The organism is Flavobacterium adiutor, from assembly GCF_048282555.1.
In the GTDB taxonomy this organism is placed as follows: domain Bacteria; phylum Bacteroidota; class Bacteroidia; order Flavobacteriales; family Flavobacteriaceae; genus Flavobacterium.
This window is the reverse complement of the sequence record NZ_CP182487.1, coordinates 237,002-250,148: the sequence shown is the minus strand read 5'-3', so window position 1 is coordinate 250,148 and position 13,147 is coordinate 237,002. Positions and strand designations below refer to the sequence as shown.

Below are 13,147 nucleotides of genomic sequence, written 5' to 3'. Positions count from 1 at the left end.
AATCTTTGATTTAATTGTTAATCTTAAACTCAAAACCCAAGCCTCTTACGCTCGAAATACTTATAGCAGGATCTTCTTTAAAATATTTTCGTAAACGACTGATAAAGACATCCATGCTTCTGCCAGAAAAGAAATCTTCGTTGCCCCAGATTTCCCTTAAAATTTCCTCTCTTTTAATGAGTTTACTTCGGTTTGCATGTAAAAAAATGATCAATTGCGCTTCTTTCTCAGTAATTCGGTGTGTGGTTGTGTGATGTTTCAGCAAGAAATTTTCAGAATCGAAAGTATAGCTGCCAATTGCAAAAGTCTGTTTTATAACGATTTTTTCATTTTTCTGAGAACGTTTTAAAATATTGCCTATTCTTAAAATTAACTCTTCTACCTCAAAAGGTTTTATGATATAATCATCAGCTCCTAATTTCAGCCCTTTTATTTTGTCCTCCTGCAATGATTTTGCAGTTAAAAAAACAAACGGAATCTCAGGAAATAGATCCACTATCTTTTCGGCTAAGGTAAAGCCATCCATCTGGGGCATCATTACATCCAGAATGCAAATATCAGGCTTAGTGTCAGAAAGAGATTCCAAAGCTTCTTTACCGTTCTTTTTCCAGGACACTTTAAATGCTGAAAACTCCAGATATTGTTTTAAAATTGAAGCATAATCAAAATCATCTTCTACTAATAAAATATGTTTCATCATAACGGAATTGATATTAAAAACAAAGCACCTCTATTTACTTCACTAATCACTTTTACATCTCCACGATACGTTTCAACCAATTGTTTTACATAAAATAGTCCCAACCCAAGACCTTTGGTAGTGTGAAGATTTCCTTTTTCTACTCTGTAAAACTTATCAAAAATGGATGCGTGTTCTTTTGGAGAAATCCCTTTCCCGTTGTCTTTTATAGTGAGTAAAAATGTATCCCCGATATTGTTCATTTCAATATCAATTTGCGTAGCTCCATATTTTACAGCATTGTCCAAAAGATTAATCAAAATGGTATTGAGATGAAAGCGGTCCATTTTTAAAATAATAGTTTCCTGACTCTGCTGACACGAAATCAAAATATCAGGTTTAGAAAGTCTGAAATCATCTATTATTTCTTTGATTTCACTACAACCTATTTCGATGGAAGAACTTATATTAGCGACTGGATTAACCGAAACATTCGCAACCTGCTGAAACAATTTCTGAAGCCTGCTGTTTTGTCTATTCAATAAAGACAAAGTCGTTTTATATTCTGAATTTGACATTTGATTTCGCTTACGTTGCAATGTTTTAACAGCAATATCCATTGTTGCCAAAGGAGTCTGAAATTCATGGGTAATGTTGTTGACAAAATCTGTTTTTATATCGGCGATTCGTTTTTGGTTAATTAAGTTTTTAATAGAAAGATAATAGAGATACACAACGAAAAACATTAAGACGACTGAAAACAATAACAATCCTGCCATTTGACCTAAGATCGTTTTCTGCCAGCTTGCAAAGCTGTAAAATTGTTCTGTTTTCAATAACAGAGAATATTTAAACTTTACAGAACCTGGATTATCTGATTCTGATTCATTCGTATTTTGCCACTTACCAGTTGAAGAAGAAATCTCATTATTACTTTTTATTTTATTATCAAAAATCAGCAGTTTTCCATTATAAACTGAATCCGTTTTATTGTCGCTTATAATGACCAAAGACGTTAAATAATCGCTGTAACCTATTTCAAAATCTCCCGGTTTTTTTGACTTTTCCATGTATCTTTTCATAGCCTCGGAAAGGGAATTCCGGTTCTTCTGGATTAATCTTAAATATTCTTTTTTGGATATTTTTTTATAAAGATATCCCTCAGATAATTTCGCGGTTTGCTCCATCCAGCTGTCTTTTATGGCATCAAATTCTGGATGGTCTTCCATCTCGGTTATTTGCTTTCTGATTTTCGTGTTTACTTCCCTTTCGGTTAGTTTATAAGTATTGTATATAAAATAGCCCTGAATAGCCGCCAGGGCAATTACTGTAAAAATACATGCCCCGATTAAATACGCTATTTTCTTTTTGTTTTGCATGATGTATCAATTAGCAAAACAAATTTACCTTAATAATTGTTTTATGCTTTTAATAAATAACTGATTAACCCTTTATTAACCGAATGCTGAAATGAATGCCTTAAAAATCGGGAGTTCTGCTTATTTTTTTTCCGAAACTAAACTATCCAAAACTCTTTAACCCATCATTAACCGTCTATTAACCCAATACTCCGCAGCCGTTTCAGAGATTTGCTATCAACAAATCATCACATCATGAAACAGTATCTTTTTATATTCTTACTAATTCCCTTTATTGGAATTAGTCAGCACAAAATTTCAGGATCTATTCTGGACTCTAAGAATAATCCGGTCGGGTTTTCCTCGGTTGTCTTATTAAAACAAAAGGATTCGATATTTTATAAAGGCACTCAAACAGATGAAAAAGGTTTTTTTGAAATAGCAGATATTGAAAAAGAAAAATACATTTTGAAAATCTGCTCTTATGGACATTCTGAAAAATACCTGAATATTGATGTAAAGTCAGACCTAAGACTCTCATCAATTTTACTGGAACAAAATGCAGAAATATTAAATGATGTTACTATCACAGCATCAAAGCCAATTCTAAAGAGAAAAATTGACCGAATAGAATTTACTGTAGAAAATTCTTCCCTTTCTACTAATAATGCCTGGGAAATACTGGGTAAAACTCCAGGCGTAAATACCATGAGCAGCGGCAATGTCACTGTTCGTGGAAGCAATAGCATTCTTGTTACCATTAATGACAAAAAAGTCTATTTAACAGGTGATGAATTAAAGCAGTTTTTAGAAAACACAAACGGCGAAGATGTTAAATCAATTGAGGTCATTACAAATCCACCTGCTAAATATGAAGCTCAGGGAGCGATCGTTTTAAATATTAAGCTGAAAAAAAATGCAAAATTAGGTTATAAAGGAACGGTGAGCGGTTCCTACATTCAATCGATTTATGCAAAAGGAAATATTTCTACAAGCCATATTTACAAAGGAGAAAAACTTTCACTGTCGGGACGTTATACTTTGGGTTCGGGTACATATGTCAGAGAAGGACAAGATTTTATTCATTATTTGGATAATTCAGGGGAAACGAACTCGATTTGGGAAAGCACTTTGAGAAGAAAAAACAAATCGGCATCTCAAAATTCATTTCGCGTGGATTCAGAATATGAAATAGACGATTCAAATACAATATCTTTTGGCGTAACTGGTTCTATCAACCCGAATGTTCATGGATTTTATAATGTGCCTACGTATATTTATGACCGTAACAGAAATCTGGATTCTCTGTATGTGACTCAAAACAACAGAAAAAAAACATCCCGAAATAATGATTACCATTTCGCATACGATCATAAATTTAAGGAACATGAAAAGCTTTCTTTTTCTTCAGATTATACGCATTACTACAACAATGAAAATCAGGATATTTTCTCTTCATTTTCATTACCCGACAATCCTCCTTACCGACAAAACCGATTTTTAAGCGACAACACCCAAAAAATTCAGCTTTTTTCAGCACAATCTGATTATACGAATGAAGGTAACGGAATTGAGATGGGAATGAAATTTGGAAAAGTAAAAGCAGACAGCCAGCTTATTTTTAAAGATGAAATTAATGGCGAATTAATTGAAAATACAATCAGAACTAACCATTTCTTATATGATGAAACCATTTTTGCAGGTTACGCAAGTTATAATAAAGAGATTGATAAATGGACACTCAAAGCCGGATTAAGAGGAGAATATACTCAGCTAAAAGGCAATTCGGTTACAGTAACCGAAATAAATGAACAAAAATATTTTAAACTTTTCCCTACTTTTTATGTGCTTTACAAAGTCCATGAAAACCATCAGATTGGATTTTCATACGGAAAACGAATTAGCAGACCACAATACAGCTGGCTGAACCCGTTTCGATCTTACTACAATTCGTATTCATATTTTGTTGGAGATCCAAAACTACAGCCTACTATCATTCACAACCTGAATCTGACTTATACTTTAAAAGACAAATACAATTTTGATTTATATTACCGACATGAAAAAAATCCTTCAATGGAAATCTCATATCAGGATTATGAAACCACAACAGTTGTCTATCATCTTACGAATATCGAAAAAAACACTGCTTTAGGATTAGAATTCAATGCCAATTTAGTTTTCTTTAATTGGTGGGAATCCGGAATTCAGGCCGGCATCAATTATACTCAGGATACTTTTTTAGGAGTTGATCAAAAACTGTATCAAAACAAACGTCTGCAGTATAACGGCAGTACCCATAACCGATTTACATTCAACAAGAAAAAAGATTTTACTGCTGAAGCTAATTTTTATTACAATTCAAAATCTGTACAGGGAACTTTTACCATTAGTCAGTTTACCAGTTTAGATTTTGCATTTCGAAAAAAGATATTTCAGGACAAGTGGGAGCTTTTTGCGATTTTTTCTGATGTATATCGTGGAGAAAAGCAAACAGTTATTACTAAATATGCCAATCAGTATAACTATTTTACAGATTACAGCGACACCCAGAGCTTTAAGATCGGTTTCAAATATAATTTCGGAAATCAAAAATTAAATGAAAAAAACAGAACACAAACTGAAGAACAGAAAAGAATTTAACTCAGACAAATTGCCTTATCTTATTGAGGGACTGACTGTAATTCAATCAAGTCAAAAATTTAATTAATAGAGTTAACAAATCTCAATAAATATTTTTAACTTGCTTATAGCTAATACTATAAGCATTTTTTTTATTTTAAAGATGAAGTTAAAACAAATTGAAAGGGTAAAGAAAATCTCAAAGTCTGAGTTTATATCCAAATATGTAAAAAATCAAATTCCGGTTGTTATCGAAGAGTTGACTGAAGACTGGCCGGCTTATCAAAAATGGAAATTATCTTATATCAAAGAAATAGCAGGGAATAAAGTTGTTCCTTTATACGATGACAGGCCGGTAAACTACCAAGATGGTTTTAATGAAGCACATACTTCTATGAAGATGAGCGACTATATTGATTTACTTGAAAAAAAACCAACTAATTACCGCATTTTTCTTTATAATCTAATGAAAGATGTTCCTGTCTTAAAAAACGATTTTTTATGGCCGGATATTGGCTTAAAATTAGTCAAACAAATGCCTATGCTGTTTTTTGGCGGTCAAAATTCAAAGGTGTTTATGCATTTTGATATAGATTACTCCAATATTCTTCATTTTCATTTTCATGGAGAAAAGCAATGCATGATTTTTCCTCCTGATCAGTCAAAATATATGTATAAAGTACCTCATGCGTTAATTTCGCGGGAAGATATTGATTTTGACAATCCTGATTATGAAAAATTCCCTGCCCTCAAAAATGCACAGGGGTACATCACAAACCTGAAACATGGTGAAATGTTATACATGCCTGAAGGTTACTGGCATTACATGAAGTATCTTACACCCGGGTTTTCTATGAGTTTACGGTCTTTTCCTAAAAACATTGTCAACTTATCTAAGGCGGCTTATAATGTTTTTATCATGCGCCATTTTGATATTTTGATGCGAAAATTCAAAGGTCAAAAATGGATTGACTATAAAAATGAAAAGGCAATTCAGAATACACATGAAAATCTGCTAAAAGAAGCTGTTTAAAACCGTTGAAAGGAATGATTTAGATTGATTTAATTTAAACTGCAACAGGAGTCGAAGGCTTTAACAACGAAAAAACCTTCGACTCTATTGTTCCTCTATACTAATTACCAAACTGACAATTAATAAATTATTTTTCTCGTTTTCAGGCTGTCTGCTGTTTGAATTTTAAGTACGAGAAGCTGATTTGTTTGTTTCAAATTAGAAATTGTTATTGAATTTTGATGAGTGTTTTGTTCTAAAATCAATTTTCCAGTCATCTCATAAACCTGAACTTTTTGAATATTTGAATCTTTTGATTCTATAATTAATTTCCCTTTCTGTTGATAAATTAAAAGTCCTTGTTTATTTAGCGAAATTTCTTTTGCATGCAATGTTTCATCTGTAAATTTTAAAACAAAACGATTATTAAAAATTCCTTTTTCAGTTGAAAATACGTATGGTTGTTTTTTTAAATCATGTAAAATCATTTTGTCGTTATCTTCTAGATAAACGGATTGCCCTGTAAAATTTTCATCCAAATGATCTATACTTATGGTGAAATTTCCGCTGATTTCTGTTTTATACCCCAGAACCACTTCATCTGAATCTTCAAAAGGAAACTTCCTGCCTTGTATTGTCCAGTTTTTTTCTTCATTAATACTATAAAAGTTAATATACTTGTTTCCATTGAATGATTCTCCGTCAAAAGCCGAATCGTACCCGTTTGTTGCTCCTTCAATGTAACCAATTAAAAGCTGCTTAAAGGCATTTTCTTCGTTGGTAAGATTAAGCCATATTCTGCTTTTGGGCACTTTACTCGTTTTTTTAGCGCTTTTTCCAGGTTTAAAAAAGAGTGAATTGTTTTCTGTGATTCGCATACTATTTTCAAATTTCACTTCGCCTGCATTCAAACTCTGAACAAAAAAGGATTGTGCTGAAGCAATTCTTCCGTCAGGCAAAGTTTCGTTTTCACCAGAAGCCATTGCTGCTCTTGTCCCTACGCCTCCCAATAGATTGTAAACTGCGTAATCATCTGAAATATATTTATTAGCAAATGGCGTATTGTGGGTCCAGAAATAAAGAGTCCCTTTGAGAACATCCATGTTGTCTTTTAAAAATACATCTGCATCAAGAGCTGAGGGATAGGGATTACCAATTAAATTGAAACTATCTGTATTACCAACATTTGTTTTAATTTTTCCGTTAACTGGTATTCCTTTAAAAGTGGTCTCATATTTTTCAGGAACCGTAACTGAAAAATGCTGAGGACCACGAATAATATACCCTTTTCCTAAACTCATAGTCATTGATGGATATTCCTCTTTCCATGAATGTGAATAAGAATCAAAAGAGAAAAACTTATCTGATAGAGTATTGGGAGAAACATCGATTAGTTTATGATTTTCAACAGGAGAAGACCAATAGGTATAGTCAAATTTTCGAATGGGTGTCGTTTTACGTTTAAGATACATAATACCTGTATTTACTATTTCATCTTCAGATTGATATAAAGATGCTGTATCTTCTAAAGTCAGAATTCCGGATCCTGAATAATCAAAGTCTAACCCCAAAGTTTTTCCGGCTGAAATTGTCACCGTCTTACCTGTGTTTATACTGCAGCTACATGCGTTAATTGAGGCAGAAAACGAATAATCTTCATCAAAAGTTAATTCTTTTTCACTTGAAGGAAATCCATTTGACCAATTCGTACCATTCCATTTGGAGCTATTAGTACATAATTTCAAACGGGCAATTCTATGTTTTGCCACTCCTGATATCGAGTTAAAATTCCCCCCGATGAGCAGTTTATGATCAGATGTAAAACCCATAGTATATAAAGTGCTGTTTAAACCCACTGAAAATGAGGGATCGAAAACACCATCAGAAGATAAACGCAATAATCGCAAAGAAGCTGTTCTGTTGTAATTTCCTGAAAATGAACCTCCAATCAGAATCCTGTTATCAGGCTGTACTAAAATGCTTCGCACATCTCCGTTACTAAAACCTGTACCAGAGTTAAAACTCATATCTAAAGTACCATCTGAATTAAGTCTTAAAATTCGTTTATTTGAAACTCCATTATAATTTAAAAAAGAACCTCCCACAATAACTTTTCCATCAGATTGCAGATCAATCGCATATACGTTTTTGTCAAACCCCATACCTATAGAAAAACTGCTATCTATACTTCCGTCAGGATTTAAACGTACTAACTTTGAATGTGCTATTCCATTAAATGTATCAAATCTCCCCCCTAAGATAATTTTGCCGTCTGGCTGGACTACCATAACATCTACGATTCCATTTGCACCTATTGCAGTATTAAAACTACCATCAATTGTACCGTCTTCCTCAAGTCTCACAATACGGCCAGTCGCTACACCATTATATTTCGTAAAATTACCTGCTGCTAATATTCTCCCATCAGATTGAATCATTACTGTATATACCAGACCATTAAAACCACTTCCGGAAGCAAAACTGTTATCTAAACTACCGTCAGGTAAAATTCGTGCTATACGATTACAGACTGTATTGTTATAACTAGTAAAACTTCCGGCAATAATTATTTTTCCATCAAAATGCCTGACTGCCGTTCTGATAACATTATTAGCTCCCGACTGTGCTGAATTAAAAGTATTATCTAAATCTCCCTCTGCCAAAATACGCGCAATTTTTGAACAGGCAACTCCATTAAATCTGGAGAAATTACCAAAAACCATTGTATTGCTATCAGGCAATGGCAATACTTTTAAAACCGAATTATCAAACCCAACACCTGCCGAGAGATAACTAATATCATGAATTCCACTAGCATCTGTTTTAGCTAGTTTTCCCTGATTTAAAGAATCAAATACTGAAAATGATCCGCCAATGTACCAACTGCCATCATCTGAATTTTCTAAACTAAATACGGATGCAGAGCCAGGTCCACCTCCTGCATTGAAGTCCGTTTTAATTGTTCCGTCAGGATTTAAAAGTATCAATCTGTTTACATCAGTTCCATTGTATAAATCTGTAAAAGAACCTCCCAGCATAATATTCCCTGAAGCATCCGTTTTTATAACATTTACAGTTCCGTTATTAAAGCCTGTACCTGATAGAAAGTCAGAATCGATTGATCCATCTGAATCCAACCTAATAATTCTGTTAGCAGAAATTCCGTTATAATCTGTAAATTCACCACCCAATATAATTTTTCCATCTGATTGTAAAAACATGGTATGGATTTCATCATTAAAGGCAGTCCCAACATTAAAACTCATATCAATACTCCCATCTGAATTTAGGCGAATTATTCTATTGACATCGACTCCATTAAATCTTATAAAATTCCCTGACAGAATGATTTTCCCGTCAGGCTGAATCTGAACAGAATTTATATTTGAAGAAGCACCTGAACCGGTTAAAAAAGTGGCATCTAAATTTCCATCCGGTAAAACTCTGGCTATCCTGTTTACAGTAACTCCATTATACTTTGTAAAACTTCCAACAATTATAAGTTTTTCATCCGATTGCCGGGCAATCTGATATACAATGCCCGTACCTGCTGCTACAGAAGTATTAAAAGTAGTATCATGAGAGCCATCAGTATTTAAACGCAGTAATCTGCCTGCGGAAACTCCATCATAACTGGTAAAGTTGCCTCCTAAAATAATTTTACCGTCATTTTGTATGTAAGATGAATATATCTTTCCATTAAAACCTAAACCCGTATCAAAGTCTTCGTCTATAGTTCCGTCTGTCCTGAGTCGTGTCAAATAAGAAAGTGGCTTCCCGTTAAAACTCAAAAAATCACCTCCCACGATTAAATTCCCATCTGTTTGCAGCGACAAGGTTCTGACAGTATTATTAAAACCATCACCATTAAGACCATCATCAAACGTATTAAAACTTGCATCGGGTTTTCCTTGTTGGGCATTATTAGAAATAGATAATAAACTAAAAAAAAATATTAATAAGCAATGTAATTTTGATTTCACGATATAATGATTTGGGATTATAAACATTTTGTCAAACATAATTAATAAGAATTTACACGCAATTTATAATTATCGATAACCTGATACAATACCAACATTTAGTGATTTTAAGTCGAATAAATACTATTTGTTGAAACAAAAAATCCGATAACTTGCGCTATCGGATTTTTTTATTTGTGGTTTGTCGTTTTATTTAAAAATCACTTTTTTAGTGGTCTGGTAACCATTCTCCAACACTACTTTGACCAGTAAAATCTGCTGGGCAAAGGGCTGGTTCTGAAGAATCAACTGAAGATTGCTCACCTTATCTTTTCTATACAATTCTTTTCCGGAAACATCATAAATAAATACCTTTTCAATGTTTTCTGTTGTCGAATTTACTGTTATTGTTTTGTTTTGAACCATAACCCAAACTGCAGCATCTGTCGTTTCAAAATCTCCCGTTCCTAATGTTGTGTTTTTGTAACGAAGCACAAATCGATTGTTGAATGTACCTGCAGTGGTCGTAAAGGTATAGTTTTTCGACGTCAATTCGTTGATTGTTCCTGTCTGCTTGTCTTCAAGATAAACTCTCTGAGTGGCAAGATGACCATCTGCCTCGTCTATTGCAATGGTAAAATCGCCCGCAATCGTCGAACGATAACCCAAAGGCACAACATCTGAATCACTGAAAGGCAAAGCACGGCCCTGGATAGTCAGCCTCGAAGTTTCATTGACACTGTAAAAATCAATATAACTGTTCCCATCATAAGTTATTCCGTCAAAGCTTGTATCATAGCTGTTGGTAGCACCATCAATGTATCCAATCAGGGTTTGTTTGAATGCACCTGACGCATTGGTCAGATTAAGCCAAAGGCGGTGTTTCTCTATCGATGCGGATTTGGTTGTTTTTCCAGGTTTGAAAAATTGGGAATTATTCGTGCCTCCATAACGCATGGAGTTGTTAAATTCAACATAACCTGAACCATCCTCTGCCTTGGTAAAAAATGACTGACCTGCTGCTATATAACCTGTTGGTTTTCTGCCTGTATCCAATGAAGGATTATCATTATATCCCGGATCACTTACCGCAGAAGTAGCAACACCGCCTGTCAAGTTATAACTCGCATAATCATCTGAAACATAAGCAAGCTTTGAATTGACCACCTTAATAGCTGTATTATGAGTCCAGAAATATATCGTGCCGCCTAAAATGTTTTTATTATTTACATTGCTGAACAAGAAATCATCCGCATGGATCGCAGAAGGATAAGGATTTCCAATCAGGTAGTATTTGCCTTTTTCCATATACTGGCTGCTGGTAATAGTACCGTTGTTTGGCTTTCCTATAAATTCTACTGGCTGCACATAACTGGACGCGGTTGGATCAGGCCACGCAAAAGGCTTTGGAACCCTGATGATATAACCAATTCCTGGCTGCATAACATTAGATGATGACTCGATTTTCCAGCCACTTCCTGTATAAGACTGATATTTGTCCCAAAGCGTATTAGGAGATAAATTGTATAAAGTCTGACCCTCTACTGGTGAGGACCAATAGGTATAGTCAAAATTCTTCATCGGCTCTGAATTACGTTTGTAGATGATCTTGCCTGAATTTACAGCGTTTGTTAATTGAATTAAACTAGCGTTATTTTCAAAGATTAAATTTTCATCTGTATCAACTGTCACCCCGTTTGTTATAGTTAAAGTACGTCCTGTTTTTATAGTAACTTTTGTCGTACTTCCTGAAACTCTGCAACTGCAGCCATATAAGTCAACATTAGGATCTATTGCAGGAGGATAATTTCCAGTAAAAATAATATTTTGATCTAAAGTCGGTACTGATCCGGTTGACCACGCTGTTCCGTTCCAGGTATTCGTTGTCTGGCTAACAATTGAAGCAGGAGATGTTAAAGGAGACTTACAACCACTGCTATTATCTGTTACCCTAAAAGTATAGGTACCAACAGCCAAACCAGTGACAGTCGTTGTAGATCCCGAACCGGAAGTAATTACTGTACCGCTTCCCGAATTTCTTTCTAAAGTCCATGATCCAGAAGGTAAATCACTTAAAGCAATAGTCCCTAATGAATTACAAGTTATATTTTTTATTGTTCCTAGTGTTGGAGGTGTCAATAAATTAGTAATTGTTTGAATATCATCGGCGATAGAATTACCTGAAATATCTTCAACGGTATTCGATGAAGGATCTACAGCTGTAACTTTTGCAGAATTGATCACTCTTCCTAAGGCTACATCCGCTGCTGTAATAGTATAATCTGCGGTTAACGTTGTTGTTGCCCCAGCAGCTAAAGAGGCTATAGGAGAACCTGATATTGCACCAATCATCGGATCGGTTACTACTACATTTGTTAACGGAACATCTCCTGTATTGGTAACTTCAAAAGTATAGTGAATTTTACCTCCTACTCCGCATCCTAACAAAGTTGCTTTTTTTACTAAAGCTAAGGAGGCTAATTTTAATGAATTGGTATTAAAAGCAATGAATGCACAATCAGAACTTCCTGAAAAATTAACCACAAAACGGTCTATCTGTGAGGAAGTCGCATCTGTAATTCCAAAGGCACTTAAATCGAAGGCAAGCAAACGAATATCACGGGTATCATTCGCACTAAAACCAGAGGCCGGAGCACCGTTATTGGTATTAAACAAATCCAGTCTGTAAGTCCCAACAGCCGGAATAGAACTAGAAGTAAAATCTACATTGACAGAATTACCAATAACAACTCCTGCTGCATTAACAAAGCTAAATTTGTCGACTACTGAATTTGGCTGAGCAACCTGACTGACAATAATATCAGGAATACCATCCCCAATTATCCCGATTTGTATATTATTTGTACCTATTTTAAATTCTGCCAGAGTGTTTGCTTTTATATTTGCAATTCCTGTACCCAAAGCCAATCCATTAATACCATCCGTAAGTCTATAAGCTAATTCTGCAGGAGTTGACAAAGCTCCTCCCAGAGCAGGAGTTAATATCCTATTCGTTAAAGAGCCATCAATATTAGAACCTTGCAAGTAGTAGCTGGATGGATCATATGGCAAAGATTGTATTTTTAAAGCTCTGAAACGACTATTCACAAAATTAACAGAATTAGCTATTAAAGCAGCATTATTAGCACCTGTTGCATACGTTTTCCCCTGCCAGTCAAAGGCAAGTAAATTATTTTCTGTATTAGGCTGATTTGCAACAACATTAGTTGCAGAATTGGATGTAAAATAAGTATTCCAATCGGTATATATTCTGGTTACCGAAGTTTGACTTAAAGTTTTGGAGGTAATGAGTAAAAAAAATAAAACAATAATTTTTAAAAATAAAGAACATTTCATCAAAGGTAATTTTCTAATCATTGTATAGGCTTATAAAGATTAAATAGTCGTATAGAAATACTTCTTATTATGTATTATTTTTCACATTTCGATATTAAAAAAATTTTAAAAAAACCTTTAACATACACACTAAGAAGGACATAACATACAAAAATAG

At 34.2% G+C, this 13,147-nt stretch carries 6 protein-coding genes; 2 read left to right on the top strand and 4 right to left on the bottom strand.

Annotated features, from left to right (window positions below):
- Window positions 1-10 precede the first annotated feature (10 nt).
- The gene (locus ACNC7R_RS00950; RefSeq protein ID WP_417943118.1) at window positions 11-697 is read right to left on the bottom strand and encodes a response regulator transcription factor; all 687 of its coding nucleotides are present in this window, start codon (window positions 695-697) and stop codon (window positions 11-13) included.
- The gene (locus ACNC7R_RS00945; protein ID WP_417939122.1) at window positions 697-2,058 is read right to left on the bottom strand and encodes a sensor histidine kinase; all 1,362 of its coding nucleotides are present in this window, start codon (window positions 2,056-2,058) and stop codon (window positions 697-699) included. Before ACNC7R_RS00945 ends, ACNC7R_RS00950 begins: the two co-directional genes overlap by 1 nt.
- A 234-nt stretch (window positions 2,059-2,292) precedes the next feature.
- Here ACNC7R_RS00945 and ACNC7R_RS00940 point away from each other — a divergent pair, with 234 nt between their 5' ends.
- Window positions 2,293-4,680: a TonB-dependent receptor domain-containing protein gene (locus ACNC7R_RS00940; RefSeq protein ID WP_417939121.1), complete on the top strand. Its 2,388-nt coding sequence runs from the start codon at window positions 2,293-2,295 to the stop codon at window positions 4,678-4,680.
- A 142-nt stretch (window positions 4,681-4,822) separates the two neighbouring features.
- Window positions 4,823-5,692, top strand: coding sequence for a cupin-like domain-containing protein (locus ACNC7R_RS00935; RefSeq protein ID WP_417939120.1), 870 nt, complete (start codon window positions 4,823-4,825; stop codon window positions 5,690-5,692).
- 119 nt (window positions 5,693-5,811) lie between these two features.
- On the opposite strand, the gene ACNC7R_RS00930 is transcribed toward ACNC7R_RS00935, so the two are convergent.
- Complete coding sequence (locus ACNC7R_RS00930) at window positions 5,812-9,654, bottom strand: calcium-binding protein (RefSeq protein WP_417939119.1); 3,843 nt, start codon at window positions 9,652-9,654, stop codon at window positions 5,812-5,814.
- Between the two features lie 189 nt (window positions 9,655-9,843).
- On the bottom strand, window positions 9,844-13,011 hold the full coding sequence (locus ACNC7R_RS00925) for a T9SS sorting signal type C domain-containing protein (protein ID WP_417939118.1): 3,168 nt from the start codon (window positions 13,009-13,011) through the stop codon (window positions 9,844-9,846).
- Window positions 13,012-13,147 lie beyond the last annotated feature (136 nt).

Excerpts from the sequence above, each read along its gene's own strand:
- ACNC7R_RS00950 (WP_417943118.1), bottom strand. The coding sequence starts at position 697 with ATGAAACATATTTTATTAGTAGAAGATGATTTTGATTATGCTTCAATT.
- ACNC7R_RS00945 (WP_417939122.1), bottom strand. The coding sequence starts at position 2,058 with ATGCAAAACAAAAAGAAAATAGCGTATTTAATCGGGGCATGTATTTTT.
- ACNC7R_RS00940 (WP_417939121.1), top strand. The coding sequence starts at position 2,293 with ATGAAACAGTATCTTTTTATATTCTTACTAATTCCCTTTATTGGAATT.
- ACNC7R_RS00935 (WP_417939120.1), top strand. The coding sequence starts at position 4,823 with ATGAAGTTAAAACAAATTGAAAGGGTAAAGAAAATCTCAAAGTCTGAG.
- ACNC7R_RS00925 (WP_417939118.1), bottom strand. The coding sequence starts at position 13,011 with ATGATTAGAAAATTACCTTTGATGAAATGTTCTTTATTTTTAAAAATT.